The organism is Kitasatospora sp. NPDC093806, from assembly GCF_040683335.1.
In the GTDB taxonomy this organism is placed as follows: Bacteria; Actinomycetota; Actinomycetes; order Streptomycetales; family Streptomycetaceae; genus Kitasatospora.
Window position 1 is genome coordinate 148644 of the sequence record NZ_JBFBDO010000001.1, and the last position, 25772, is coordinate 174415.

General features: G+C 74.0%; 24 protein-coding genes. 13 read left to right on the forward strand and 11 right to left on the reverse strand.

Annotation, left to right across the window (positions count from 1 at the left end; all coding sequences use genetic code 11):
• Positions 1-95: 95 nt before the first annotated feature.
• Positions 96-1067 (reverse strand): 2,3-diaminopropionate biosynthesis protein SbnA, encoded by a 972-nt coding sequence (gene sbnA, locus AB0N76_RS00630; RefSeq protein ID WP_363552020.1) that lies wholly within the window; start codon positions 1065-1067, stop codon positions 96-98.
• 13 nt (positions 1068-1080) lie between these two features.
• Positions 1081-2136 (reverse strand): 2,3-diaminopropionate biosynthesis protein SbnB, encoded by a 1056-nt coding sequence (sbnB, locus tag AB0N76_RS00635; RefSeq protein WP_363552022.1) that lies wholly within the window; start codon positions 2134-2136, stop codon positions 1081-1083.
• 233 nt (positions 2137-2369) lie between these two features.
• On the opposite strand from sbnB, the gene AB0N76_RS00640 reads away from it, so the two are divergent.
• The 8 genes from AB0N76_RS00640 to AB0N76_RS00675 all read left to right on the forward strand — a co-directional run bounded on the left by AB0N76_RS00640 (position 2370) and on the right by AB0N76_RS00675 (position 10661).
• Positions 2370-3923, forward strand: coding sequence for a tryptophan halogenase family protein (locus AB0N76_RS00640; protein ID WP_363552024.1), 1554 nt, complete (start codon positions 2370-2372; stop codon positions 3921-3923).
• A 30-nt stretch (positions 3924-3953) separates the two neighbouring features.
• Positions 3954-5249, forward strand: a complete 1296-nt coding sequence (locus AB0N76_RS00645) for a cation:proton antiporter (RefSeq protein WP_363552026.1) — start codon at positions 3954-3956, stop codon at positions 5247-5249.
• Complete coding sequence (locus tag AB0N76_RS00650; RefSeq protein ID WP_363552028.1) at positions 5246-5758, forward strand: flavin reductase family protein; 513 nt, start codon at positions 5246-5248, stop codon at positions 5756-5758. The genes AB0N76_RS00645 and AB0N76_RS00650 overlap by 4 nt, the downstream gene beginning before the upstream one ends.
• Positions 5759-5918: 160 nt before the next feature.
• Entirely contained in the window at positions 5919-6236 is a 318-nt protein-coding gene (locus tag AB0N76_RS00655) for a winged helix-turn-helix domain-containing protein (RefSeq protein ID WP_363552030.1), read from the forward strand.
• Positions 6233-6466: a hypothetical protein gene (locus AB0N76_RS00660; protein ID WP_363552032.1), complete on the forward strand. Its 234-nt coding sequence runs from the start codon at positions 6233-6235 to the stop codon at positions 6464-6466. The genes AB0N76_RS00655 and AB0N76_RS00660 overlap by 4 nt, the downstream gene beginning before the upstream one ends.
• Positions 6463-7260 (forward strand): sensor domain-containing protein, encoded by a 798-nt coding sequence (locus AB0N76_RS00665; protein ID WP_363552034.1) that lies wholly within the window; start codon positions 6463-6465, stop codon positions 7258-7260. The genes AB0N76_RS00660 and AB0N76_RS00665 overlap by 4 nt, the downstream gene beginning before the upstream one ends.
• Positions 7261-7326: 66 nt before the next feature.
• Entirely contained in the window at positions 7327-8109 is a 783-nt protein-coding gene (locus tag AB0N76_RS00670) for an ABC transporter ATP-binding protein (RefSeq protein ID WP_363552036.1), read from the forward strand.
• Positions 8106-10661: an FtsX-like permease family protein gene (locus tag AB0N76_RS00675; protein ID WP_363552038.1), complete on the forward strand. Its 2556-nt coding sequence runs from the start codon at positions 8106-8108 to the stop codon at positions 10659-10661. Before AB0N76_RS00670 ends, AB0N76_RS00675 begins: the two co-directional genes overlap by 4 nt.
• 94 nt (positions 10662-10755) lie before the next feature.
• Here AB0N76_RS00675 and AB0N76_RS00680 read toward each other — a convergent pair whose 3' ends face one another.
• The 9 genes from AB0N76_RS00680 to AB0N76_RS00720 form a co-directional block, all read right to left on the reverse strand.
• A complete protein-coding gene (locus tag AB0N76_RS00680) occupies positions 10756-11496 on the reverse strand; it encodes an alpha/beta fold hydrolase (RefSeq protein WP_363552040.1) in 741 nt (246 codons plus the stop codon).
• Positions 11490-12524 (reverse strand): helix-turn-helix domain-containing protein, encoded by a 1035-nt coding sequence (locus AB0N76_RS00685; protein ID WP_363552042.1) that lies wholly within the window; start codon positions 12522-12524, stop codon positions 11490-11492. The genes AB0N76_RS00680 and AB0N76_RS00685 overlap by 7 nt, the downstream gene beginning before the upstream one ends.
• A 183-nt stretch (positions 12525-12707) precedes the next feature.
• Complete coding sequence (locus AB0N76_RS00690; RefSeq protein WP_363552044.1) at positions 12708-13643, reverse strand: ATP-binding cassette domain-containing protein; 936 nt, start codon at positions 13641-13643, stop codon at positions 12708-12710.
• 6 nt (positions 13644-13649) lie between these two features.
• Positions 13650-13850, reverse strand: a complete 201-nt coding sequence (locus AB0N76_RS00695; RefSeq protein WP_363552046.1) for an MbtH family protein — start codon at positions 13848-13850, stop codon at positions 13650-13652.
• A 122-nt stretch (positions 13851-13972) separates the two neighbouring features.
• Complete coding sequence (locus AB0N76_RS00700; RefSeq protein WP_363552048.1) at positions 13973-15544, reverse strand: amino acid adenylation domain-containing protein; 1572 nt, start codon at positions 15542-15544, stop codon at positions 13973-13975.
• A gap of 165 nt (positions 15545-15709) precedes the next feature.
• Positions 15710-16699 (reverse strand): TauD/TfdA family dioxygenase, encoded by a 990-nt coding sequence (locus tag AB0N76_RS00705; protein WP_363552050.1) that lies wholly within the window; start codon positions 16697-16699, stop codon positions 15710-15712.
• A gap of 228 nt (positions 16700-16927) precedes the next feature.
• Entirely contained in the window at positions 16928-17161 is a 234-nt protein-coding gene (locus AB0N76_RS00710) for a hypothetical protein (protein ID WP_363552052.1), read from the reverse strand.
• A gap of 18 nt (positions 17162-17179) precedes the next feature.
• Positions 17180-17479, reverse strand: coding sequence for a winged helix-turn-helix domain-containing protein (locus AB0N76_RS00715; RefSeq protein ID WP_363552054.1), 300 nt, complete (start codon positions 17477-17479; stop codon positions 17180-17182).
• A 227-nt stretch (positions 17480-17706) separates the two neighbouring features.
• Positions 17707-19383: an NAD(P)/FAD-dependent oxidoreductase gene (locus tag AB0N76_RS00720; protein ID WP_363552056.1), complete on the reverse strand. Its 1677-nt coding sequence runs from the start codon at positions 19381-19383 to the stop codon at positions 17707-17709.
• Between the two features lie 238 nt (positions 19384-19621).
• On the opposite strand from AB0N76_RS00720, the gene AB0N76_RS00725 reads away from it, so the two are divergent.
• From AB0N76_RS00725 to AB0N76_RS00745, 5 genes are all read left to right on the forward strand, one after another.
• Positions 19622-20905, forward strand: coding sequence for a sensor domain-containing protein (locus AB0N76_RS00725; protein WP_363552058.1), 1284 nt, complete (start codon positions 19622-19624; stop codon positions 20903-20905).
• On the forward strand, positions 20896-21540 hold the full coding sequence (locus AB0N76_RS00730) for a response regulator transcription factor (RefSeq protein WP_363552060.1): 645 nt from the start codon (positions 20896-20898) through the stop codon (positions 21538-21540). The genes AB0N76_RS00725 and AB0N76_RS00730 overlap by 10 nt, the downstream gene beginning before the upstream one ends.
• A 307-nt stretch (positions 21541-21847) precedes the next feature.
• Positions 21848-22393 (forward strand): DUF4097 family beta strand repeat-containing protein, encoded by a 546-nt coding sequence (locus tag AB0N76_RS00735; RefSeq protein WP_363552062.1) that lies wholly within the window; start codon positions 21848-21850, stop codon positions 22391-22393.
• 90 nt (positions 22394-22483) lie between these two features.
• Positions 22484-23263, forward strand: coding sequence for an ABC transporter ATP-binding protein (locus AB0N76_RS00740; protein WP_363552064.1), 780 nt, complete (start codon positions 22484-22486; stop codon positions 23261-23263).
• The gene (locus AB0N76_RS00745) at positions 23257-25764 is read left to right on the forward strand and encodes an FtsX-like permease family protein (protein WP_363552066.1); all 2508 of its coding nucleotides are present in this window, start codon (positions 23257-23259) and stop codon (positions 25762-25764) included. The genes AB0N76_RS00740 and AB0N76_RS00745 overlap by 7 nt, the downstream gene beginning before the upstream one ends.
• Positions 25765-25772: the final 8 nt, after the last annotated feature.

Sequence of the window (25772 nt, forward strand, 5' to 3'; positions counted from 1 at the left end):
ACGGCGCGACCCCCGCCTGGGGGTAGGCGGGGGTCGCGGGTCTGACGTCGCCCACCGTGATGACATGGGCTTTTCGAGTGACGGTCGGGGGCTGGTCAGCCGATCGGATCGAGGTCCAGGACGTGCTCCCCGTAGACCTCGTTCACCCAGTCGGTCCGGAACACGTTGTCGAGGTAGCGCTCGCCCAGGTCCGGTGCGATCGCCACCGCGGTGGTCGGCTCGTCCCCGCGGTGCTCGGCCAGCCAGCCGACCGCCCCGGCGAGCACCGTGCCGGTCGAGCCGCCAAGCAGCAGCCCGCGGGAGGCCAGCCGGTGGGACATCCGGATCGCGTCCGGCTCCGGGACGTGCACGACGTCGTCCACGTAGGACTCGTCCAGCAGCGGCGGCCGGACGCCGGCGCCGAGCCCCGGGATCATCCGCGGTCCCGGCGGGGCCCCGAAGATCACCGAGCCGACCGAGTCCACCGCCACCACGGTCACCCGGCGGCCGGACTCCCGGAAGTAGCGCGCGCAGCCCATCAGCGTGCCGGTCGTCCCGGCGCCGACGAACAGCACGTCGAGGTCGGGGAACTGCTTGGCGATGGACGGCGCGGTGGTCCGGTGGTGGGCGATCCAGTTGTACTCGTTGAGGTACTGGTTCAGCCACAGGTACCGGCTGTCGCCCGCGCACAGCTTGCGCACGTAGTCCAGCCGGGCGCCCAGGAAGCCGCCCTCCGGGTCCGGCTCGGTGACGGTGTGGACCCGCGCCCCCATCGCCTCCATCATCCGCCGGGTGGTGAGGTTGCAGCGGGTGTCGGTCACGCACAGGAACCGGTAGCCCTTGCTGGCCGCGATCAGGCTCAGGGCGACACCGAGGTTCCCCGACGAGGACTCGACCAGCACCGAGCCGGGGCCGAGCGCGCCCCGGTCCTCGGCGTCGGCCACCATCGCCGCGGCGGCCTTGAGCTTGATCGAGCCGGCGAAGTTGAACGCCTCGCACTTCAGGAAGAGCGGGGCCCCGAGGGTCGGGCCCAGGTCCACGAACAGGTCGTCGACGTGGAAGTCCTCCGGCGCGGTGATCACGGACATCGGCCCACCCGCCTCAGGAGCCGGCCGCGGCGACGCGCCCGTACCGGTCGACCTCGTGGAAGAAGCCCTCGACGACGTTGAGCCCGCCGCCGCGGCGCACCTCGTCCAGGACGTGCCGGCCGACCGCCAGGTCCAGGACGCCGAGGCCGAACGGCGAGAAGACCACCGTCCGGCCGGCCGGCACCCGCAGCGCGCCGGTCAGCACGTCGTACAGCGTCCCGTCGACGAAGTCCCGGTTGCCGGTGAGCTGTTCGGTCAGGTGCGGGGAGGTGTCGGCCTTCAGGCAGTGCTCGACGTCGTCCAGCACGTTCACCGCGTCGAGCAGCACCTCGGGGGCCAGGTCGCGCAGCGAGACGTTGAGCACCACCGGGTGGTGGTCGAACCAGGCCGGCTCGGTGAGGTGCGGGCTCGGCGCGACGGTGGCCAGCACGATCAGGTCGGAGCCGCGGACCAGGTCCTCGGCCCGCTCGTGCACGGCGACCCGGCCGGCCGTCCCGGAGCGCTCCAGGTAGTCGCGGAAGCCCTCCGCCGACTCGGCGGACAGGTCGTGCACGCCGATCTCGTCGAACTCCCAGCCGGTCGCGGCCAGGTAGGTGTGGATGTGGCGGGCGATCAGGCCGGTGCCGATGAAGCCCACCCGGCGGGGCCGCTCACGCTCCCGGGTCAGCCGGTCGGCGGCCAGCGCCGCCGAGGCGGCGGTCCGCGCCGCGCTGACGATCGAGCTCTCCAGACAGGCCAGCGGGTAGCCGGTCGCGTGGTCGTTGAGGATCAGCACCGCGGACGCCCGGGGGATTCCCGCGGAAACGTTCTCCGGGAAGCTGGAAATCCATTTCAGCCCGTCCACCGGGGATTCACCGCCGAGCGAGGCGGGCAGGGCGATGATGCGCGAGGAGGGTCGGTCGGGGAATCGCAGGAAGTACGACGGGGGATTCACCGTGGCACCCTCGCCGTGCAGCCGATAGGCCGCCTCCACCAATTCGACCGTCCGCTTCTCCTGGCCGGACAGCACCTGGTGGACCTGCGCGCCGGGGATCACGGCGAACGGCGGGACCTGTCCTTGCTGTGTCATGCAGAACTCCATTGCAGTTCGAGTGCCCTGCGGCACCGCCGACGCCGCCATACTGGCCAGCGGCACTGACAGCGCGCTGACGCCCGGCCCGCCGGCCGCCGGCCCCCGGGGCGACCTGCGACTTTCACGGGTGCCTGAAATACGTAGCCAGGATTTGCCGGCAAACCTAGGCTTCGTTTTCGGTGGCGCCACCACAGGGAATTCGCAGGCAAGGCCAGCGACGGGAGTAAGCGATGCTCAACAAGGTAGTGATCGTCGGCGGGGGAACGGCCGGGTGGATGACCGCCTCGTATCTCAAGGCGGCATTCGGCGAGCGGATCGACATCACCCTGGTGGAATCGGGGAACGTCGGCACGGTGGGCGTCGGGGAGGCCACCTTCAGCGATATCCGGCACTTCTTCGAGTTCCTCGGACTCAAGGAGCGGGACTGGATGCCGGCGTGCAACGCCACGTACAAGCTCGCGGTGCGCTTCGAGAACTGGCGCGAGCCCGGGCACTACTTCTACCACCCGTTCGAGCAGATGCGGTCGGTCAACGGCTTCCCGCTCACCGACTGGTGGCTCCAGCAGGGCCCGACCGACCGGTTCGACAAGGACTGCTTCGTGATGGCCTCGGTCATCGACCAGGGCCTCAGCCCCCGGATGCTCGACGGCACCCTGATCGACCAGCCGTTCGACGAGACCGCCGACGAGATGGCCGGTCTCACCATGTCCGAGCACCAGGGCAAGACCCAGTTCCCGTACGCCTACCACTTCGAGGCGGCGCTGCTGGCCAAGTACCTGACCACCTACTCGGTCGAGCGCGGCGTCAAGCACATCGTCGACGACGTGCAGGACGTCCAGCTGGACGAGCGCGGCTTCATCAGCGGCGTGCGCACCAAGGAGCACGGCGACGTCACCGGCGACCTGTTCGTCGACTGCACCGGCTTCCGCGGCCTGCTGCTGAACAAGGCGCTGGAGGAGCCGTTCATCTCCTACCAGGACACCCTGCCGAACGACAGCGCGGTCGCCCTCCAGGTCCCGATGGACATGGAGCGCCGGGGCATCCGCCCCTGCACCACCGCCACCGCCCAGGACGCCGGCTGGATCTGGACCATCCCGCTGATGGGCCGGGTCGGCACCGGCTACGTCTACGCCAAGGACTACCTGTCCCCGGAGGAGGCCGAGGCCACCCTGCGCAAGTTCGTCGGCCCCGCCGCCGACGACGTCCAGGCCAACCACATCAAGATGCGGATCGGCCGCAGCCGCAACTCCTGGTCGCGCAACTGCGTCGCGATCGGCCTGGCCAGCGGCTTCGTCGAGCCGCTGGAGTCGACCGGCATCTTCTTCATCCACCACGCGATCGAGCAGCTGGTGAAGAACTTCCCGGGCGAGGACTGGAACCCGACCCACCGCGACCTCTACAACAGCGCCATCGCCAACGTCATGGACGGCGTCCGGGAGTTCCTGGTGCTGCACTACGTCGGGGCCAAGCGCGCCGACAACCAGTACTGGCGGGACACCAAGACCCGGCAGATCCCCGACTCGCTGGCCGAGCGGATCGAGCAGTGGAAGACCCAGCTGCCCGATTCTGAGACGGTGTTCCCGCGCTACCACGGGCTGCCCCCGTACTCGTACATGTGCATCCTGCTCGGGACCGGTGGGATCGAGCTGAAGCCCTCGCCCGCCCTGGCCCTGTCCGACCCGTCCGCGGCGGAGCGCGAGTTCCGGCTCATCCGGGAGAAGACCGACCGGCTCGCCCAGGTCCTGCCGAAGGCGTACGACTACTTCGCGGCCCAGATGCGCTGACCTGCTCGCGACCGGAAGGGATCGCTCGGCATGGACGTCCTCGGGCTCCTGCTTCGCATTGCACACCTGGCCGCGGCGCTGGCCGTGGTCCTGCTGATCGCCAAGCTGGGCAGGAGCGCGGCCGAGCGGTTGCGCCAGCCCGGGGTGATCGGGGAGATCCTGGCGGGCCTGCTGGCCGGGCCCGCCGCGCTCGCCCTGCTCGGTGACCGCGCCTTCGACGCGGCACTTCCCGCACCGGTGCTCGACGACGTCAAACTGGTGGCCAAGGCCGGCCTGGTGCTCTTCCTGGTCGGCCTGGCCCACAAACTGCGGATCGGGCCGAACCGGCCACCGCGCCGCGCCACCGCGTGGGTCTCGGCGGGATCTCTCCTCCCACCGCTGCTCACCGGGGTGCTGCTGGTCGGCTGGGTGCTGGTCACCGGCGACGACGCGGCCCGGGGCGGCTCGCCGATGCCCGCCTTCCTGCTGATGACCGCGGTGACGATGTCCATCACCGCCGTCCCGGTGCTGGCCCGGATCCTGGCCGACCGGGGCATGAGCGAGTCCTCGGCGGGACGGCTGGCGCTGTCCTCGGCGATCGTCATCGACGCGCTGGGCTGGCTGCTGCTGACGGTGGCGATCGGCCTGGGCGCCGGCGACCCGGCCGGTTCGCTGCGCTCCGCCCTCGCGCTGCTGTTCGGCGGCGGGTGCGCGCTCGCCATCCGGTTCCTGCTGCGGACCCGGGCCGCGCAGGAGTTCTGCGCGAGGCTGCCGGTGGCCGCCGCGACCGCGCTCGGCACGGCCGCCCTGGCGGTGGCCTTCACCGTGGAGGAGCTGGGGATGACCGCGATCCTCGGCGCCGCGGCGGTCGGCCTGGCGATCCCCGGGGACGAGTCCGCGCCCTGGGCCCGGGCGGTCGCCTCGGTGACCAGGGCCGGCCGGATGCTGGTGCCGACCTTCTTCGCGGCCACCGGGATCACCGTGCTCAACCGGGCCTTCGACACCGCGTCCTGGTCGCTGATCCTGGTGACCGTGCTGCTCGGCTGCCTCGGCAAGGGGCTGGGCGGCTACCTGGGCGCCCGCTTCGGCGGCGAGGACCGGCACACCGCGCGCCGGATCGGCGTGCTGATGAACACCCGCGGCCTGACCGAGCTGATCGTGATCCAGGCCGGCTACGCCGCCGGGATCCTGACGGCTCCGATGGTGCTGGCCCTGATCACGATGGCGGTGACGACCACCGTCATGACCGGGCCGCTGCTGAACCTGGTCGACCGCCGGGCCCCCGTCGCCCCGGTCCGGCCGACCCCCGTCCACCTTCCCGTAGACCAGGAAAGCGGTGCACGATGACCGACTCCACCCTGCAGTCCGCCGCCGAGGTGACGGCCGACGAGTTCCGGACCATGATGAGCGGCTTCCCGACGGGCGTGTCGGTCACCACCACCTACCTGGACGGGGTGCCGCGCGGGATGACCTGCTCCTCGATGTGCAGCGTCACGCTCGACCCGCCCACCCTGCTGGTCTGCCTGCGCTTCGGCAGCCCGACCCTGGAGGCGATCGTCAAGTCCGGCGCCTTCGCGGTGAACCTGCTGCACGAGAGCGCCCGGGAGACCGCCCAGCTGTTCGCCTCCGGCAACCCGGACCGCTTCGACCTGATCGACTGGGAGCCGGTGCCGGACTCGGCCGGACCGCACCTGGTGCGGGACGCCCGGACGGTGGCCGACTGCGAGGTGGTGCTGACCCAGCGGGTCGGCGACCACGTCACGGTGTTCGGCGAGGCCCGGCGGATCACCCACCCGCAGCCGCAGCCGCCGCTGCTCTACGGTCTGCGCCAGTTCCGTTCCTGGTCACAGGTCTGACGCGGCGTCACCCCAGGAAAGCGCGTTCGAAGGTCCGGCTCGGCACCACGAGCCGGACCTTCGCGCCGTCCGGGCCCGGGCCGTCCGCATCGCCATTGACAGCTCTCTGCGCCATATGTAAGTTCCAGATTACAGGTAGGGGAGCTTGGGGTGGTTGACGATGACCAGCGAGGAGCTTCTGGCGCTGCTCGCGGCCCTGGGCCACGCGCAGCGCCTCCGGGTGATCGCCGAACTGGCCGGCGGCCGGATGTACGTGAGTGAACTGGCCCGACGGCTGGGCGTGTCCAGGCCGCTGCTCTACATGCACCTGGAGCGGCTGGAGACGGCCGGTCTGGTCGCGGGCCGGCTGGAGCTGAGCCCGGACGGCAAGGCGCTCAAGTACTACGAGCTGGCACCGTTCGACGTGCGCCTGAATGCGGACACGATCCTCGCGGCACTCGGCGGGGAGCAGCCAGACGGGAAAGGGACGAGCACATGACCGGCGCCGCGATCGCCATCACCCTCGTACTGATCATCACGATCGGCATCACCACCGGCACGGTCGCCTTCTTCAAGCTCCAGCGGCACCGCTCGGACGCCGTCGCGATGGCCGAGTTCCGGCGCCTCGCCGAGGAGGCCGTCGCCAACCAGGAGGTCTTACACGGCCGGCTGACCGAACTGCACGACCGGCTGGCCGCCGTCGAGACCCTGCTGCGGAGCGTGGAGTGAGCCGCCGCGGCCGAGCGGGCCGCCCCCGGCCGCCGCGCCGTCCCGAACCGGCCGACCCGCGGCTGCGCGGCGACCGGCTCGGCGCGGCCCACGGCCCGCTGCGGACCCTGTGCTCCGCCGCCCCCTGGCGGGCGAGCGGCTACCTCGCCAGTTACCTGGTGACCGGCCCCGCCCTGTTCGCCGTCGCCCTGACCGCCGTCCTGGTCGGCGTCGTGCTCAGCCTGTTCAGCTTCACCGTGCTGCTGGTGGCCGGCTCCGCCTGGGCCGTCCGCTGCTGCGCGCAGGTGGAACGCGGCCGCGCCGTCCTGGTCGCCGACCCGATCCCCTACCGCTACCGCGACCTCACCGGGCTCGACCTGACCGCCCGGCTCCCGGCCCGGCTCGGCGACGCCGCGCTGGGCCGCGACTGCGCCTGCCTGATCCTGCTCTTCCCGGTCCTGCTGCTGCTCGACGCGGTCGCCCTGCTGGTCTGGCTGGTCCTGCTGGCCGGGGTCTCGCTGCCGCTCTGGTTCCACGCCGTCGACTCCACCCGCGCCGACGGGACGGTGACGGCCGGCGTGCGGTTCGGCCCGGTCGACGGCCCCGCGCTGTGGATCGACGGCTGGCCCGCCGCGCTCGGCGCCGCCCTGCTCTGCCTGCTCCTCGCCGCGCTCTGGAGCCGGCCCCTGGTCGCCGCCGCCCGGCTGCACCTGCGGGTCGCCCGTACCCTGCTCCGCCCGCCCACCGATCCGCTCGCACCGGCCAAGCGCGTACTCGCCGAACCGGGGCCGCTGGCCGCCCTGCGGCACGGCTGACCCCCGGCCCGGCCGACCCGCCCGCCGCGTACCACGACCCGAACCGCCCGGAAGGGGCAGTACAAGATGAACGGGACACCGAACCCGCACCCCGAGGACGTCGTGCGGCTCGACTCCGTCCGCAAGATCTACAAGGGCTCGAAGAACACGGTGGCCGCCCTGGAGGACGTCACCGTCGGCCTGCCCCGGGGCAGTTTCACCGCGGTGATGGGCCCGTCGGGCTCCGGCAAGAGCACCTTCCTGCACTGCGCCGCCGGGCTCGACCGGCCGACCTCCGGCTCGGTCCGGCTGGACGGCGTGGAGCTCACCTCGCTCGGCGAGAAGGAGCTGACCAAGCTGCGCCGGGAGCGGATCGGCTTCGTCTTCCAGGCCTTCAACCTGCTGCCCGCGCTGGACGTGGTCGACAACGTCACGCTGCCGCTGCGGCTGGCCGGCCGCAAGCCGCGCAAGGACGAGGTCGACGAGGTGATCGAGCGGGTCGGCCTGGCCGACCGCAAGCGCAACCGGCCCGGCGAGCTCTCCGGCGGCCAGCAGCAGCGCGTCGCCATCGCCCGCGCCCTGGTCACCCGCCCCGCCGTGGTGTTCGGCGACGAGCCGACCGGCGCCCTCGACACCCACACCGCCCGCGAGGTGCTCCAGCTGCTCCGCGAGGCCGTCCAGTGGGCCGGCCAGACCGTCGTCATGGTCACCCACGACCCGATCGCCGCCGCCCACGCCGACCGGGTGCTGTTCCTCGCCGACGGCCGGATCGTCGGCGTCCTGGAGCGGCCGACCCCGGACGAGGTCGCCGACCGGATGACCCAGCTCGGCGCCTGGGCCCAGAACTCGCCGCGCGGAGCCCACCGATGATCAGGCTCGCGCTCCAGACCCTGCGCCACCACAAGGGCGGCTTCGTCGGGTCGTTCATCGCGCTCTTCCTCGGCGCCGCCCTGGTCATGGGCTGCGGCGCCCTGATGGAGACCGGCATCCACAATGCCGCGCCGCCGGAGCGGCTCGCCGCCGCCCCGGTCGTGGTCACCGGCGACCAGTCCTACGCCGGCACCCGGCGCGACACCTTCCAGGAGCGGATCCGGATCGACGCCGGCCTCGCCGCCCGGATCGGCAGCGTCCCCGGGGTCACCGAGACCGTCCCGGGGCTCTCCTTCGGCGCCGCGCTGCTGGCCGACGGCGGCGGGTCCGCGCCGAAGGCCACCGGCTTCAACTGGTCCGCGGCCCGGCTCGCGCCCTACCGGCTCGCCGAGGGCTCGGCGCCGGAGCAGCCCGGCCGGATCGCGCTCGGCACCGCGCTGGCCGCCTCGGCCGGCGTCAAGCCCGGTGACAAGGTCCGGCTGGTGGTCCGCGGCGAACCCGCCGAGTTCCAGGTCACCGGCCTGGTCGACGGGCCGGCCGCCGACCGCACGCTGTTCGTCTCCGACGCCGAGGCCGGGAAGGTCTCCGGCCACCCCGGCCAGGCCGACTCGATCGGCGTCCTCACCGCCCCCGACACCGCGCCCGGCCCGGTCAAGAAGGCCGTCGCCGCCGCGCTGGCCGGCTCCGGCCAGCCGCTCAAGGTGCTGACCGGCGACGAGCGCGGCCGGGCCGAGAACCCCGAGGTGATCAAGCGCGGCCAGACCCTGATCACGCTGTCCGCGGTGTTCGGCGGCCTGTCCGCCTCGGTCGCGGTCTTCGTGGTGGCCGGCACCCTCGGCCTCTCCATCCAGCAGCGCCGCCGCGAACTCGCCCTGCTGCGCGCCATCGGCACCACCCCCGGCCAGCTGCGCCGGCTGGTCCTCGGCGAGACGCTGTTCCTCGCCGTGATCGCCACCGCGCTGGCCACCGTTCCCGGCCCCTGGGTCGGCCGGCTGCTGCTGGACGCCTTCGCCTCGGCCGGGGTGGTGCCGGAGAGCATCGCCTTCCGGGCCGGCTGGGTCCCGCAGGCCGCCGGCGCGGGCGTCGCCCTGATCACCGCGCTCGGCGCGGCGTTCATCGCCTCCCGCAGCGCCGCCCGCACCCGCCCCACCGAGGCGCTCGCCGAGGCCAGCCTGCAGCGCCGCTGGTTCAACTGGACCCGGCTGGTGTTCGCGGTGCTCTTCCTGGTCGGCGGCGCCGCCCTCGGCCTGGTCACCGCCAACATGGACGGCCCGCAGGCCGGTTCCACCGCGATCCCCGGGGCGATGCTCTGGACCGCCGGCTTCGGCCTGCTCGGCCCCGGCATGGCCAAGCTCGCCGCCACCGTGCTGCGGGCGCCGCTGCGCGCCTTCACCGGACTGGCCGGCCGGCTCGCCACCCTCAACACCCGGGCCCGGGCCAGCCGGACGGCGGCGGCGGTGCTGCCGGTGATGCTCGCCTCCGGGCTGGCCACCGCGATGATCTACCTCCAGACCACCCAGACCGCCGGGGCCCAGGAGGCGTTCACCGACAACCTCAAGGCCGACCTGGTGGTCGCCTCCGCCACCGGCGGGCTGCCGCTCTCCCTGGTGGACGAGGTCGGGCGGGTGCCCGGCGTCGCGGCCGCCTCCGCCCAGCTCTCCAGCGCCGGCTACCTGGCGCCGCCGGAGCCGCCCGCGGGCAAGAAGAAGAACGACGACCGGGACGACCGGCTGGAGCCCACCGAGGTGCTCTTCCAGGGCGTCACCGCGGCCGGCGTGGCCGCCACCACCGGCTACCGGGTCTCCTCCGGCGACCTCGGCGCACTGACCGGCGACACCGTCGCCCTGCCCACCGGGCTCGGCGGCCACAAGGTCGGCGACCAGGTGCCGATGCGGCTCGGCGACGGCACCCGGGTCACCCTGCGGGTGGTCGCCACCGTCGACGCCCGGCGCGGCTACGAGACCGCCCTGCTGCCCGCCGGGCTGCTCGCCGCGCACACCGACGAGGGCACCGTCCAGCAGATCCTGGTGAGCGCCGCGCCGGGCACCGACACCGGCAGGCTGCGGGCCTCGCTGGCCGCGCTCGGCGACAGGCACCCCGGGCTCCGGGTGGCCACCCGGGCCACCGTCGAGGCCGGGCACGCCAAGGAGGCCGACACCCAGACCTGGATGTCCTTCCTGGTGGTCGCCATGGTGATCGGCTACGCCACCATCGCGCTGGTGAACACCCAGGTGCTGGCCACCACCGAACGGCGCCGGGAGTTCATGCTGCAGCGGCTGATCGGGGCCAGCAAGCAGCAGATCATCCGGATGATGACGGTGGAGAGCGTGCTGGTCGCCGGATCCGGGGTGCTGCTCGGGCTGGTGGTCGCGGCGGCCACGCTGATCCCGCTCAGCCTGAGCGTGCTGGGCTCCCCGGTGCCGGAGGGCCCGCTGTGGATCCTGCCCACGGTGATCGGCGCGGCGGTGGCCCTCACCCTCGGCACGACGCTCCTCTGCACCACCCTGACCCTCCGCGGCCGCCCCGCCGAAGCGGCCGGCAGCCCGGAGTAGCCGGACCGGACGGGCACGACGGAGCCCCGGCCACCCCCGCGACGGGGGTGGCCGGGGCTCCGGCATGTGAGGTTCGGGGCGGGGAGGGACCGGCTCAGGTCACCGGAAGCAGCCGCTGGGCGATGTCGGCCAACGCATCGGCGGTGCGGGCCGGGTGGTCGACGGCGAACATGTGGCCGCCCTCCAGCAGCCGGCTGCTGCGCGCGCCGACCAGCGGCTCCAGCCGGCGCAGCAGCGCGGGCGGGCTCACCCGGTCGGCGGTCCCGCCGAGCAGGTGCACCGGGGCCGTCACCGGGCCGGGCCGCCAGCCCGCGGCGGCGACGAAGGTGAGGTCCCGGCGCAGCACCGGCACGATGTAGGAGACCGCGAACTTCTCGGAGATCTCCAGCTCCAGCAGCATCCCCCGGCGCCCCGCCTCGGCGAACAGCCGGCGGTCGTCCAGGCAGAGCAGGTCGTCCGAGCTGCGGCCGGGCTCCGGCGGCGCGGAGAGCACCAGGTGCAGCCCGTCCGGCCAGTCCGCCCCGCGCTGCCGGGCCATCGCGTGCACCACGGCGGCGCCCAGGCTGTGCCCGAACAGCAGGCCGGGCCCGCGCAGTTCGCCGTCCAGCAGGTCCAGGTAGCAGCGGGCCAGCGCGTCGATCCCGCCGCCCGGGCGGATCGGCCGCGGCGGGTGCTCCGGCGGCTGGACGCCGATCACCGTCCAGTCCGGGTCGCACTTGCGGGCCAGCCGGGCGAAGGAGCGGGTGGACCCGCCGGCGAAGGGCACGCAGATCAGCCGGAACCCGCCGGTGCCGGCCCGGAGCACTTCGAGGTCGGGGCCCTCGCGGGCTACCACCGCTCGCTCTCCCGCGCTGGGCCGACCGGCGCGACCGGACCGACCGGCGCGACCGCGCCGTGCGGCGGGTGCGACGGGTGCGGCCACAGGTGCGAGGCCGGGGCCGGGTGCTCCCGGGAGAGCCGGGCGGCCGACCGCCCGGCGCCGGACCGGGCCGGCCGCGCCGTCCGGCCGTCCAGCAGCGCCACGCCCAGCGGGGTCACCGAGTGGAAGACGGTGTTGCGGACCCGCCGGGTGGTGATCAGCCCGGTCTGCCGCAGCACCGCGGTGTGCTGGCTCGCTCCGGCCACCGAGATGCCGAGCCGGTCGGCGAGCTGACTGGTGGTGCAGCTGGCCCGCAGTGCCCGCAGCGCGGCGGCCCGGGTCTGCCCGACCAGCGCGCCGAGCGACTGCCGGCCCGCCTCCCGCTCGCCCCACAGTTCGGCCGCCCGTTCGGCGTCCAGCAGCGCGGAGACCGCCAGCAGCAGCTGGCCGTCCTCCTGGTCGTCGTTGATCAGCTGGCCGGGCTGGTGGCCGAGGAACACCGAGGGGCTGATCACCAGGCCGCGGCCGTCCAGCCGGACGTCCTCGTCGGGTGCGCCGTGGATCTCCAGCACCGGCGCGTTCCAGCGGATCTTGGGGTGCAGGGTGGCGAGCAGCCGCTCGACCCCGCCGGTCATCACGATCCGGCCGCGGGCGTCGCAGTCCGCCTCCAGGCAGCCGAGCAGCTGGTCCCAGTACGGCGCCACCGCGACCCGCCAGACCTCGGGCAGGCTCTCCGTCACCCGGCGCAGCCGCTCGGTCCGGCGGGCCGGGTCGGCCCCGGGCCCGTCCGGCGCGCCCGGGCGCAGCAGCGCCCCCGGGACGGCCTCGGGCAGGGTCGCGAGCTGCGGCAGCCGGGCGGCGGACTGCCGGCGCCAGCGGGCGTAGCCGGGACCGCCGCCGCGGGTGAGCAGGCCGAGGGCGAACACCGTCTCGGCGTAGGGGCCGGCGGTGGGGCTCAGCCGCACCCGTGCGAGGTCGCCGGCGGTGAAGTGGATTCGTAACATCTGCGCTCTCCCCCCGGAGGCCAGGGCCGGTGCGGGAGCGCGGGTGCCCGGTCGATGGGCATGCCGCAGGGACCGCGGGCCGGCTGTCACTGAGTCAGGTTCGGCCGGTCGGCCGCGGATCGGTCGAGGTGGATCGGGCGGTGCGCCGGCCGGTCCGACCGGCCGGTGAGGCGGGCCGGCCGGTCAGACCTTCTGGCCGGTCAGGTTGACGAAGACGTCGTCCAGCGTCGGCCGGCGGAGGGCGAAGTCGGCGATCTCGACCCCCTCCTCCTGCAGGGCCACCGCCACCGCGGCGATGCCGCCCACGCCGTGGTCGAGCTGGACGGCGAGCTCGTGCCGCTCCTCGTCCACCGTGGTCTCGGCGACCGTGACCCGGCGGATCGCGGCCAGCGCCGCCGGCAGTTGCTCCGGCCGCACCAGCGCGAGGTGGAGCCGGTCCGGCCCGGTCTTGCGCTTGAGCTCGTCCGGGGTGCCCTCGGCGATCACCCGGCCCTCGTCGACCACGGCGATCCGGTCGGCGAGGTAGTCCGCCTCCTCCAGGTACTGCGTGGTGAGCAGCACCGTCACGCCGTCGGCGACGAGTCGGCGCACGGCCGTCCACAGGGCCATCCGGCTCACCGGGTCGAGGCCGGTGGTGGGCTCGTCCAGGAAGAGCACCGAGGGCGCCGCCACCAGGCAGGCGGCCAGGTCGAGGCGCCGCCGCATGCCGCCGGAGTACTCCTTGACCGGCCGGTCGCCGGCGTCCACCAGCTTGAACTCCTCCAGCAGCTGTCCGGCCTTCTCCCGGGCGGCCTTGCGGCCGAGGTGCAGCAGGGTGCCGATCAGGACCAGGTTCTCCCGGCCGGTGAGCAGCTCGTCCACTGCGGCGTACTGGCCGGCCAGGCCGATCCGGCGGCGGACCTCGCGCGCTTCCTTGACGACGTCGAACCCGGCCACCCGGGCGTGCCCGCCGTCGGGTTCGAGGAGGGTGGTGAGCACCCGCACCGTGGTGGTCTTGCCGGCCCCGTTCGGGCCGAGCAGGCCGAGGACGGTCCCGGCGGGCACGGCCAGGTCGAGTCCGCTGAGCGCCTGCTTGTTCTTGTAGCGTTTGCGGACCCCTTCGGCCCGGATCGCGTCCACTGCGCCCTACGCCTCGCGCAGGCTACGCGGACGCAGGTCGGTCCAGTGCTCCTCGACGTAGGCCAGCGCGGAGTCCCGCGGGCCCTCGTCGAGCGCCACCGTCCAGCCCTGGGGGCGCTCGGCGAAGGCCGGCCACAGGGAGTACTGGCCTTCGTCGTTCACCAGTACCAGGAACGTGCCGTCCGGGTCGTCAAAGGGATTCGTCACGTCGCAGCACTCCGGATCTCGTCGTGGGTGGTGCCGTCATGTCCCGATCATCGTGTCGAGGAGCGCTGACACGGCACTGACGGTCCCCTGAGAGTGCCACCCGCGGACCGCTCACAGACCCGTCACGGCAGGTCGGGGGAGGTTCGGCCGAGCAGTCGGCGGGTGGCCGCGACGTCGGCCTTGCCGTTGGCGTTGAAGACGATCTCCGGCACCACGAACACGTCGTTGGGCGCCAGCGCGGACGGCAGCACCTCGGCCAGCGCCCGGCGGACCACGTCGCCGAAGGCCGGGTCCCCGGCGTACGGCGCGGCCGGCAGGACGAAGACCTCCAGGCTGTCCACCGGCCCGCGGACCACGTCGAAGGCGGCGTTGGCGACCCCCGGCACGGCCAGCACGTGGTGGCGCAGCTCGCCGAGCTCGACCCGGTGCCCGTTGACCTTCAACTGGTCGTCCCGGCGCCCGAGGTAGAGCAGCGCGCCCTCCGGCAGCAGCTCGACCACGTCACCGGTGCGGTAGGCCCGGCCGGACGCGCCGCCGAGCTCCTTCTCGTCGACGAACTTCTCCCGCCCGACGCCGCCCAGGTAGCCCGCCGCCACCGCGCGGCCCGCCACCACCAGCTCCCCCGGCGTGCCGGTCCGGACCGGGCGCAGCTGCTCGTCCACCACGTAGGCGCGGGTGTTCCAGGCGGGCCGGCCGATCGGCACGGTGGGCGTGCCGGGGATCCGGGTGCTGTCGAAGACGTGCGCGCAGCAGCCGATCGTGGTCTCGGTGGGCCCGTAGTGGTTGACCAGCCGCACGCCGTCGATCCGCTCCCCCAGCGAGCGGACCAGGGCCGGGTCCAGCCCCTCGCCGCCGAACATCAGGGTGCGGGTCGCCTGCCGGTAGACCGGCGGCTGCGCCAGCACGTCGAAGAACCGGGCGTGCGAGGGCGTCAGCTTGACGAAGCCGTACGGCTCCGCGCGCTCGCCGAACAGCGTCTCCTGGTCCCACAGTCCGGCCACGGTCACCACCCGGCGCCCCTGGGCGAGCGGCACCCAGAGCGAGGTCATCGCCAGGTCGTAGCCGAGGCTGGCGAACAGCGGGCTGTCGGCGGTGTCCGCGCCGACCACCGAGCCGCACCAGGAGGCGTAGTTGACCAGCGAGCCGTGCTCGATCATGACGCCCTTGGGCGTGCCGGTGGAGCCGGAGGTGAACACCACGTAGGCGATGTCGTCCGGCTGCGGCAGCTCGCGCTCCTGGGACAGCGCCCGGCCGGCCAGCTCGTGCACGTCGATCGACGGCACGTCCGCCCCGGGCAGCCGCCCGGCGGCGCCGGCCCGGTCGTGCACCTGGGCGCGGGCATCGGCACCGGCCACCACGGCGGCGATCCGGTCGGCGGGGTGGGTCGGGTCCACCGGCACGTACGCGGCGCGCAGCGACATCACGGCCAGCGCGGCGGCGATCACGCCCGGCGTCCGGTCGGCCCGGAGCAGCACCCGGTCCCCCGCCGAGACCCCGGCCTCGTCCAGCGCGGCGGATATCTCCCGCACCCAGAGCCAGAGTTGACTGTACGTCAGGATGCTGCCGGCGGATTCGACGGCCGGCGCGTGCGGGGTCTGCCGCGCGTACCGGCGCACCAGTTCGACGACCGAGCCGGCCGCGACCGGCCGGTTCTCGCCCTCGATCACACTCGGGTGTTCCACTGTCGGAGCCAACGCCGCTCCTCCTCCTTCGTTCGACGGCTGTTTCCGTGCACACGCGTCGCGGGGCCGGGCAGCGAGCCCCGGCCCCGCGACGTCGAGGACTGCGGTTCGGTGGACTGTTCGGTTCGGGGCCGCGGTCGGCTCCGCTCAGGGCTTCGGTCGGCTCCGCGCGGGGCCTCAGTCGGCCCTGCGTCCGGCGACCGCCTCGCGGCGGACCACCATGTCCCCCATCGCGACGATGATCTTGCGGTCCCCGACGAAGGGGTCCCGGGCGTGCGACACCAGCATGTTGTCGATCACCACCAGGTCGCCGCGCTCCCACCGGAACCGCTGCGCCAGCCCGTCGTAGACCTCGCGCAGCAGGGCCACCGTCGCGTCGTCGATCGGGGAGCCGTCGCCGAACGAGGCGCTGCGCGGGTACGCGGCCTCGTCGTCGCCGAACAGCGAGCTCATCAGCTCCCGGATGGACGGCTCCAGGCAGGCCGTGTGGTGCAGGAACAGCTGGTTGAAGAAGACCGGCTCGCCGGTCCGGGGGTGGCGCACCACGGCCGGCGCCCACTGCCGGGTGCGCAGCGAGCCGTCCGGCAGCCACTCGCACTCCACGTCCTGGGCCCGGCAGCGCTCCTCCACCTCGGCCCGGTCGTCCGTCCCGAACATGTCCGGCCAGGCGATGTCCAGGCCGGTGATGAAGTTCCGCACGTAGCGGATGCCGAGCCGCTCGAAGCGGTCCCGGAGCTCCTCGGGCAGCGCGGCGTAGACCTTGCGGCCGTCCACGATCGGGGTGGCCCCGCCCTCCTCGGAGGGCCGCAGGCAGCAGAAGAACTGCCGGCTCGGCCACTGCGCCATGTGCGAGCTCTCGTGGTGGAAGAGGATCGACTGCTCGGCCGGGTACGGGGTGGACCCGTACACCCGGTCGGTGTCCTTCTCGTGCGGGAGGTCGCCGTAGTCGCCGTACAGCTGGTCGACCAGCGAGGACGCCACCGCCTCGAAGGCGCCCGCCTCCTCGATCGCGAAGCCGCGCAGCAGCACCGCCCCGTGCTCGTGCAGCAGCTCGTCCAGGCCGGCCCGGTGACGCGCGGCCCAGGCCGCCGGATCGGTGCCCGGCACCGTGCAGCGGACCGTGGGGGGGAAGGTCTCCGGGTAGAAGTCGACGCCAGGGCCGAACATTCCTGATCACTCTCCCTCGTGGTGGCAGGCAAGGCCGCCGCGGCGTCCACCGCCGGTGGACTGCCGATGCCACGCTGGAACCCGGCAGAGCAGGGCTCTGGCAGGTCCGCCCCACGGGACAAGCGGGCCGGCTCGGCGGGAACACTCGTGAGTCTAGGGAGCGCCGCAGAGCCGGACCACGTCATTCAGCGACCCGTGAAAGTCGCAGGCCAGTGGGTTACCGGCGGGTCACTCGACGCTGCGCAGCAGGGTTTCGACGGCCTCCACCCGGGTGTGCAGCTCCGTCAACTTGCCGTTCAGCGCCTGCTGGTTGGCGACGGCCTCCTCGGCCAGGCGACGGTATTCGGCCATCGCCGCGGCGTCCGAACGGTGCCGCTGGAGTCTGAAGTACGCGACCGTGCTGGTGGTGATGCCGCCGATGACGATCAGGACGATCGCGATGGCGATGAGGGCGCCGGTCATGTACTTGTCCCCTTCAGTTCACGTCTGGCTGTCCTCGCGGAGTGCCGCGAGGATCGTGTCCGCGTTCAGGCGCACGTCGAACGGGGCCAGCTCGTAGTACTTGAGCGCCTTCCCGTCCGGGCTGAGCTCCAGCTGGCCCACGACCAGGCCCGCCGTCTCCAGCCGCTCCAGGTGCATGTAGAGCAGCGGCCGGGAGACGCCCAGGCGCCGGGCGAGCTCGCTCACGTACATCCGGCCCTCGGCGAGTTCGGCGATCACCCGCAGACGCTGCGCGTGCCCCACGGCCGCGAGCAACGCCAAGAGTTCCTCGCTGGTCAAAGGTCACACCCCCTCGCGTCTGCCGGAAAAGCCTGTCCGCCAAGCCTTTCCCATCCCGGGAAGGGGTGTCAAACACGCGCAAAGCCGCGTCCGCACTGGTCAGCGGCCCGGGGGCGGGAGGCCGGGACGGGGTCGGGGCCGGGAACGCCGCCGCGCCCGTGCACCGCTGGTCGCGGTCCACGGGCGCGGGTGCCCGGTCGGTTGCCTCGCGGCTAGCCCAGGCGGGGCTAGCCCAGGCGGGGCAGGCCGCGGGCGGTGCGCCGGGCCGAGCCGCGGGAGACGGCCAGCGGGTCCCAGCCGTCCGGGCGCTCCGGCAACAGGTCCGGGTCGGACAGCACCGCGCCCGTGTGCACCTCGTGGATCAGCCGGCGCTCCATGATCTGTGCGGCACAGGCGACCCCACCGACCGCGACCCCGGTGATACCGCTGCCGTAGCGGGTGCTCGCCCCGACGACGTACAGGCCGTCGACGCTGGTGCGGGTGTCGGGGCGGGCCCCCACCCCGCCCCACTCGGCCAGGCCGAACGGCGTGCCGCCGGTCGAACGGACGTACCGCTCGTGGGTGATCGGAGTACCGACCTCCAGGTGGGTGATGTGCTCGCGGATCGGGCCGAGCGCCTCCTCCGCGGCCGCCAGCATCGCCTCGGTGAGCTTCTGCTTGCGCGCCTGGTAGCCGGCGTCCCGGCGGTAGGAGCCACCGTCGGCGGGGCCGCGCTCCAGGCCCCACCACTCGGTGCCGGGCGGGCAGAGCGTCATCACCTGGAGGTTGGTGTGCCCCGGCGGGCACACCGTGGTCGACTCCGGGTCCTTCAGCGAGGCGAAGGAGACGAACAGGAACGGCACCGGGTCGAGTTCGCCGCGGCCCAGCGAGGCGTAGTACTCGTCGATGTCCTCGCCCCGGTACCACCACAGGTTGGCCTCGTTGGGGCGCTCCAGCTCCCGGTCCAGCCCGAGGTAGAGGGTGGCGAACGGCAGGCCCATGACGGCCTCCCGGGTCTTCGTCACCAGCTTCTTCGGGAAGTGCTCGGCGCCGACCAGGTCCAGCACGGTGCGCCGGTAGTCGGCGTTGGACACCACCAGCGGCGCCCGCACCGTCGTCCCGTCCGCCAGCCCGACCCCGGTGACCTTGCGGTCCGCCACCAGGACCTTCTCCACCCGGGCCTGGGTCCGCAGTTCGCCGCCGTGCGACTCCAGCACCTCGACCAGCGAGGCCACCAGCTGCTGGGCGCCGCCCAGCGGGTAGTAGGCGCCGCGGACGTAGTGGTCGGTGACCGAGGCGTGCATCGAGACGGTGGCCTGGCGCGGGCTCAGCCCGTAGTTGGGCGACTGGGCGGCGAGCACCGTCCGGGCGCGCGGCGACAGCCCGCAGTGGTCGAACAGCTCGGCCAGGGTGCGGCGCCCCCAGCGGACCGAGACCGGGGTGCGGACCATCAGGTCGGCCACGGTCAGGTCCTCGGCAGCCAGCATCGCCGAGTGGATCTCCTCGCCGACCGCGGCGCAGACGTCGATGAAGGTGTCGATGCCGGCCGCGTCGGCGGGCAGCGCCTGCTTGAGCCGGGCCCGGTACGGCTCCCAGCCGGCGGGCATGTCCATCTCCACGCCGGGGACCACGATCCGGTCGAAGCCGTTCCGGTCCATCTCGCGGTAGCGGACCCGGTCGGAGAGGCCGAGCCCGGCGAAGATCGCCGGCAGCACGCCGCCCGGCCCGCAGTCCCCGAGGTAGTGCACGCCCACGTCGAACTCGTAGGAGCGGCGGCGGCGGAACACGTGGCTGTTGCCGCCCGCGACGTCGTACTGCTCCAGCACCAGGACCCGGCGGCCGCCGGCCGCGAGGTACGCGGCGCAGACCAGCCCTCCGATCCCCGAACCGATGACCACGGCATCCCAGTCGTCCTGCAACGACATCGCCGCTCCTCCCCTCTCGGGCACCGACAGACCGGACCCATTGGACGCACACGCCACTGACACGCCACCGACAGCGGGTGGCGGCTCCTGCCTCGGCCCCTCGCCCCCGCCCGTCGCCCGCGCCCGCGGCCCCGCCCCTCACCCCCCGCTCTCCCCCACCCCTCACCCTCAACAAATCTCTGGCTCCCCGGTTAAAGTCAGGTCCGCCGGATTCGGGGAGCGGTCGGGGGAGTGACGGGTGGCAACGGCGAGCGGTGACGCACGGCCATCGCGGGGACCGCGCCCGTACCCGGCCACCCCCACCCTCTGGAGCGCCTGCGCCCACCTCGCCACCGACGGCCTCGCCGCCCTGGCCGGCCTCACCGTCCTGCTGGCGCTGCTGATCGGCGTCTGCCTGCTGCCCGTCGCACTGACCGGTCTGCCGGTCATCGTCGCCGCGGGCTGGGCACTGCACCGCCTCGCCGCCGCCGAACGCGCCCGGCACGCCGCGACCTGCGGACTCGACCTCCCAGCCCCGCCGCGCCCCGCGCTCTCCCCCGCGCTGCTGCGTTCGGCCCGCGCCCTGGCCACCAGCCGCTCCAGCTGGCGGCAGGCCGGCTACTTCCTCGCCCTGCTGCCGCTCTCCGTCCTCACCAACGGCGGCGTGGTGCTCGCCTGGGCGGCGCCGCTCACCCTCGCCGCCCTGCCCGTCTACCGGTCCCGGCTGCCCGACGGGCACGCCGTGCTCGGCCCGCTCACCGTCGACGACACCGGCACCGCCCTGCTGGTCGCGGCCGCCGCGCTGCTCACCGGGCTGTTCGGCTCCCCGCTGCTGGTGCGCGCCCTGATCCGGGCCGACACCGCGCTCGCCCGGACCCTGCTCGCCCCGCCCCGCGACCTGGCCCTGACCCGGCGGGTCGAGGAGCTCACCGAGAGCCGGGCCCAGCTCGTCCGCGCCGTCGAGGCCGAGCGCCGCCGGATCGAACGCGACCTGCACGACGGCGCCCAGCAGCGGCTGGTCGCCCTGTCGATGACCCTCGGCCGAGCAGTCTCCCGGCTACGGAAGAACGGCGACGACGACACCCGGCAGCTCGTCGAACAGGCCCGCGCCGAAGCCCGCGCCGCCATCGCCGAACTCCGCGACCTGGCCCGCGGCCTGCACCCGCCGGTGCTCACCGACCGGGGCCTCGAAGCCGCGCTCACCGCCGTCGCCGCCCGCTCCCCCGTCCCCGTCCGGCTCGACGTCCGGGCCGAACCCCGGCCCCCGGCCGCGGTCGAGGCGATCGCCTACTTCGTGGTCAGCGAGGCGCTCACCAACGTCGCCAAGCACTCCGGGGCCCGGACCGCCTGGGTGGAGATCCGCCGGGCCGGCGACCGGCTCACCGTTACCATCGGCGACGACGGCCGCGGGGGCGCCGACCCCGCCGGCGGCAGCGGACTGTCCGGCCTGGCCGGCCGGGTGGCCGCCGTGGACGGCCGGCTGCGGGTGACCAGCCCGGCCGGCGGACCGACCCTGATCGAAGTGGACGTGCAATGCGGGTAGTGATCGCCGAGGACTCCGCCCTGCTCCGGCAGGGCATCGTCCTGCTCCTCACCGAGGCCGGGCTGGAGGTGGCCGCCGCCGTCGCCGACGGCGAGGCGCTGCTGCGGGCCGTCGCCGAACACCGCCCCCAGGTCGTCGTCACCGACGTCCGGATGCCGCCGACCTTCGTCGACGAGGGGCTGCGCGCCGCGCTCGCGATCCGCGCCCGGTGGCCGGAGACCGGTGTGCTCGTGCTCTCCCAGTACGTCGAGGAGCGGTACGCCGTCGAGCTGGTCGGCAACGGTGGCGGCGGCATCGGCTACCTGCTCAAGGACCGGGTCGACGACGTCGACGACTTCGTGGCCGCGCTGGAGCGGGTCGGCGCCGGCGAGACCGTGCTCGACCCCGAGGTGGTCAAGCAGCTGCTGGTCCGCGGCGGCCGGCGCGACCCGCTGGCCGCGCTCAGCGCCCGCGAACTGGACGTGCTCAAGCTGATGGCGGAGGGCGCGTCGAACACCGACATCGGCGAGTCGCTGACGATCGGCATGAGCGCCGTCGGCAAGCACATCAACAACATCTTCACCAAGCTCGACCTGCCGAAGGTCGACGGCGGACACCGCCGGGTGCTGGCCGTCCTCCGCTACCTGGGAGCCTGACATCGGCACCCCTCCCACCTCCCCCCCACCCCCGCCGGCCACCTCCCCTACCTCCCCGGCCACCCCTCCACTCCCGCCGGCAACCTCCCCTCCACCCCCACCAACCGCCCGGCCGCGTTGGATCATCAGCGCAGGACTCACCGTCCTGGCCGCCTCGGTCGCCGCCGCCTGCTGGGGGATCGTCACGCTGCTCGCCGCCGACCGCGGCTACGCCGAGACGCTGCGCGCCGACGCCGCCGACAGCACCCTGCTGCGGATCTCCGCCGGCAGCGCCGGCGTCACCCTCATCCCCGGCGACGACTCGGTGGTGCGGGTCACGGCGACCGGCAGCTACCTCGGGACGGCGCCCCGGGTCGCGGTCGCCGCCGCCGACGGCGAGGTGACCGTCCACGCGGAGTGCGGCACCGAGTGCTCGCTCCAGCTGCGGGTCACCGTGCCGGCCGGGCTGGCCGCCACCGTCGACTCCGTCAGCGGCGAGATCACGGCCGCCGGGCTCGGCGGGCCGCTGGACGTGACCAGCCGCACCGGCCCGATCCGGGTCCTCGGCTCGGCCGGTCCGCTGACGCTGCGCAACGACTCGGGCGAGGTGACGGTGACCGACAGCCGCTCGCCCAGTGCCCGGATCACCACCGGGTCGGGCGGCGTCCGGGCCGCCTTCGCCGCGCCCCCGGCCGGCGTCGAGATCACCACCGGCGACGGCGGGGCCGACCTGTCGGTGCCGGGCGGCGCCGAGTACTCGATCGAGGCCCGCAGCGCGGGCGGCGCTCCCCCGCAGGTGACCCTCCCGCTCGGCCGCGACGCGACCCGCACCCTCACCGTCCGCACCGGCAACGGCGGCATCGTCATCCACTAGCCATCGCCGTTGGGGTGTAGTGGACTACACCTGAAAGAGCGAAGTGCACTTCATTGTCCGGCCACCGGGCCGGCCGATGTACTTGCTGCCATGAGCACCGCAGCCCGAGGCACGGATTTCGCCGTCGAACTCCGCTCCGTCTCCAAGACCTACCGCTCCGGCCCCGAGCCCGTCGTCGGCCTCGACGAGGTGAGCCTCGGCTTCCCGTTCGGCACCTTCACGGCCGTCATGGGCCCGTCCGGCTCGGGCAAGTCCACCCTGCTGCGCGCGGCGGCCGGGCTGGAGGGCATCGACGGCGGGCGGGTCCTGGTCGACGGCACCGAGCTCGGCGGTCTCAAGGACAGGGACCTCACGGTGCTCCGCCGGGAGCGGATCGGTTTCGTCTTCCAGTCCTTCAACCTGCTCCCCTCCCTCACCGCCGCGCAGAACGTCGCGCTGCCGCCGAAGCTGGCGGGCCGGCGTCCGGCGAAGGGCGAGGTACTGGCGGCGCTGGCCTCGGTCGGCCTGGCCGAGCGGGCCGGTCACCGGCCGGGCGAGCTGTCCGGCGGGCAGCAGCAGCGGGTGGCGATAGCGCGTGCGCTGATCAGCCGTCCGGCGGTGGTCCTCGCCGACGAGCCGACCGGCGCGCTGGACACCAGGAGCGGCCGCGAGGTGCTCGCCCTGCTCCGCGGCCTGGCGGACGACGCCGGGCGGGCGGTCGTCATGGTCACCCACGACCCGGTCGCCGCCTCGTACGCGGACCGCGTGGTCTTCCTGACCGACGGCCGCCTCGCCGGTTCGCTCGACCACCCGACGGCCGACCGGATCGCCACCCGGATGGCGAGCCTGGAGTCGGGCTTGGAGCCGGACCTGGAGGTACTGGGATGCTGACCGTCGCCCTCTCCACCCTCCGGATTCGCTGGACGTCCTTCGTCGGTACCTTCGTCGCGCTCGCCCTCGGCGTCGGCCTGATGGCGACGGCGCTCCTGGTGATCGGCGCCACCGCCGGGGTCGCCGACCAGGCGCGGCAGCGCTGGTCCGGCGCGCCCGCCGTGGTCGTGCCGGACAGCGGCATCGACCTCACCGACGACTCCGGCCAGGTCCAGCACGCCGCGGTCGTCCAGCAGCCGGGCCTGACCGCCGAGGTGGTCGCCGCGGTCGCCCGGACGGGTCGGGTGATCGAGGACCACACCTTCTACGCCCAGCTCGCCGGGGGTCCGTCCGACCAGGTCGGGCGCGGCTGGTCGACCGCCGAGGCGGGCGGCTACGAGCTGGCCGCGGGAGCGGCTCCAGTGGCTGCCGGGCAGGTCGTGGTCGGCGGTGGGGACGCCGGGCTGATCGGGCGCACCCTGCCGCTGCTGACGGCCGCCGGGCCCCGAACAGTGACCGTCACCGGGGTCACCGGGCAGGTGCCGTTCGAGCACGCGGTGTTCTTCACCGACGCCGAGGCGGCCCGGATCTCCCCGGCCGTCGACGCGCTGGCCGCGTACGGCCCGGCCGACGCCGTCCGCCGGGCGGCCGCCGAGGCGGGCGGGGCGGGTGTCGCCCGCGCCCTCGTCCTGACGGGCAAGGAGCGCGCCGCCGCCGACCCGCATCACGCCTTCCTGCTGAGCCGAATGGACAACGTGGACACCCCGCTGGGGCTGGCCGCCGGGGTGGCCGGCTTCGTCGCGGTCTTCGTGGTCGCGGGGACCTTCGCGCTCTCGATCGCCCAGCGCCGGCGGGAGTTGGCGCTGCTCCGGCTGATCGGCTCGACCCGGCGGCAGCTGCGGCGGCTGATCTACGCGGAGGCGGTGCTGGTGGGCGTGCTCGCCTCGGTGGCGGGCTGCGCGCTCGGGGTGGTCGGGGCACCGCTCTGCCGGGGCTGGCTGGTCGACCACGGGGTCGTCGGCGCGGACTTCGCCGTGCCGATCGCCGGCTGGGCGCTGTTCGCGGCGGCCGCGATCGGGTTGGTGACCGCGGTCGTCGGGGTCGTCGTCTCCTCGGTGCGGGCCGGGCTGATCAGCCCGGGCGAGGCCCTGCGCGAGGCGGGCGTGGAGCGCAGGCCGAAGGCGGCCGACCGGGTCCGCTGGGTGGTCGGCGGGCTCACGCTGGCGGCGGGCGTCGTGGCGGTCGGCGGCACCGCGACCGTGCAGCCGGAGGCCGGTTCCAACGCCGCTGCCTCGGCCTCCCTGATCCTGGTGATCGTCGGCGCCTGCGTCACCCTGGCGGGCGTCCTCGCCCGGCCGGTCATCCGGGCCGTCACCGCTCTGCCCGCTCTGTCCGACAGCGCGGTCTGGTCGACGGCACGGCAGGGCGCGCTCACCGCGTTCCGCCGGACGGCGGCGACGACGACCCCGGTGGTCATCGTCGTCAGCCTGGCGGGGTGCCTGCTGGGCAGCATCGGCACCATCAACGCGGCGCAGGTGAGCGCGGTCGGGCGGCAACTGTCCCGGGCCGACTGGGTGATCTCCCCGGCGGGGACGCCGGGGCTCAACCGGACCCTGGTCGACCGAGTGCGCGCTGTTTCTTCCGTGACAGCCGTCGCCTCCACCCCGACCACGGTGTACGCGGAGGAGCAGGGGCCGAGCACTTTCCAGCTCCAGGCAGCAGCGGTCGACTCCGCATCGCTTGCCGACGTCGCCGAACTCCCCGTCATCAGCGGCTCCGTCTCCGACCTTCGCCCCGGCTCGATCGTCGTCAACACCATCTGGCCGGGCAACCCGCACGCCGGAGACACCGTGGCCGCCTGGCTCGCCGACGGCACGCCGAAGCACTTCACGGTCGCGGCGGTACTCCAGGCGGGAGCGGACAGCGTCCAGGCCTATCTGGACGCGACCGACGCCGGGACCACTGCCCTCCCGTCCCGCATCATCGTCCGCCTCGCGCCTGACGCCGACCGAGCAGCCACGGCTTCCGCCCTGGAATCCGCCGTCTCCGACCTGGGCGCCCGCATCAGCACCCCGGAGGAGATGTCGGCGGCAGCGACGGACGCCAACCAGGAGAGTTCGAAGAACGGCATGCTGATGATCCTCGGCCTGTCGATCCTCTATGCGATGGTCGCGCTGGCCAACACGCTCGTCATGACCCTCGGCGACCGCCGCCACGAAATCGCCATGCTCCGCCTGGCGGGTGCGACTCGCGGGCAGGTCCTGCGTGCGATCGCCGTGGAAACCCTGTTCTGTGTCGGCGCGGGCGCAATCGTCGGCGCGATCGCGTCGACGATCAGCATCGGCGGCTCCTGGGCGGCGCTGCGGCAGCTCGTCGGTCCGACGCCCGCCGTGGTGCCGTGGGCCGCCCTCGGCGAACTGCTGGCGGTCTGCGCGACCATCGGGCTCGTCGCCGCCGTGGTCCCGGCCGCCCTCGCCCTGCGGGGTGGGGACGGCCGCAGCAGCGTCCTCGCTGGTCAGTGAGGTATGCG

Excerpts from the sequence above, each read along its gene's own strand:
- sbnA (WP_363552020.1), bottom strand. The coding sequence starts at position 1,067 with ATGTCCGTGATCACCGCGCCGGAGGACTTCCACGTCGACGACCTGTTC.
- sbnB (WP_363552022.1), bottom strand. The coding sequence starts at position 2,136 with ATGACACAGCAAGGACAGGTCCCGCCGTTCGCCGTGATCCCCGGCGCG.
- AB0N76_RS00640 (WP_363552024.1), top strand. The coding sequence starts at position 2,370 with ATGCTCAACAAGGTAGTGATCGTCGGCGGGGGAACGGCCGGGTGGATG.
- AB0N76_RS00645 (WP_363552026.1), top strand. The coding sequence starts at position 3,954 with ATGGACGTCCTCGGGCTCCTGCTTCGCATTGCACACCTGGCCGCGGCG.
- AB0N76_RS00650 (WP_363552028.1), top strand. The coding sequence starts at position 5,246 with ATGACCGACTCCACCCTGCAGTCCGCCGCCGAGGTGACGGCCGACGAG.
- AB0N76_RS00655 (WP_363552030.1), top strand. The coding sequence starts at position 5,919 with ATGACCAGCGAGGAGCTTCTGGCGCTGCTCGCGGCCCTGGGCCACGCG.
- AB0N76_RS00660 (WP_363552032.1), top strand. The coding sequence starts at position 6,233 with ATGACCGGCGCCGCGATCGCCATCACCCTCGTACTGATCATCACGATC.
- AB0N76_RS00670 (WP_363552036.1), top strand. The coding sequence starts at position 7,327 with ATGAACGGGACACCGAACCCGCACCCCGAGGACGTCGTGCGGCTCGAC.
- AB0N76_RS00675 (WP_363552038.1), top strand. The coding sequence starts at position 8,106 with ATGATCAGGCTCGCGCTCCAGACCCTGCGCCACCACAAGGGCGGCTTC.
- AB0N76_RS00685 (WP_363552042.1), bottom strand. The coding sequence starts at position 12,524 with ATGTTACGAATCCACTTCACCGCCGGCGACCTCGCACGGGTGCGGCTG.
- AB0N76_RS00705 (WP_363552050.1), bottom strand. The coding sequence starts at position 16,699 with ATGTTCGGCCCTGGCGTCGACTTCTACCCGGAGACCTTCCCCCCCACG.
- AB0N76_RS00710 (WP_363552052.1), bottom strand. The coding sequence starts at position 17,161 with ATGACCGGCGCCCTCATCGCCATCGCGATCGTCCTGATCGTCATCGGC.
- AB0N76_RS00720 (WP_363552056.1), bottom strand. The coding sequence starts at position 19,383 with ATGTCGTTGCAGGACGACTGGGATGCCGTGGTCATCGGTTCGGGGATC.
- AB0N76_RS00730 (WP_363552060.1), top strand. The coding sequence starts at position 20,896 with ATGCGGGTAGTGATCGCCGAGGACTCCGCCCTGCTCCGGCAGGGCATC.
- AB0N76_RS00740 (WP_363552064.1), top strand. The coding sequence starts at position 22,484 with ATGAGCACCGCAGCCCGAGGCACGGATTTCGCCGTCGAACTCCGCTCC.
- AB0N76_RS00745 (WP_363552066.1), top strand. The coding sequence starts at position 23,257 with ATGCTGACCGTCGCCCTCTCCACCCTCCGGATTCGCTGGACGTCCTTC.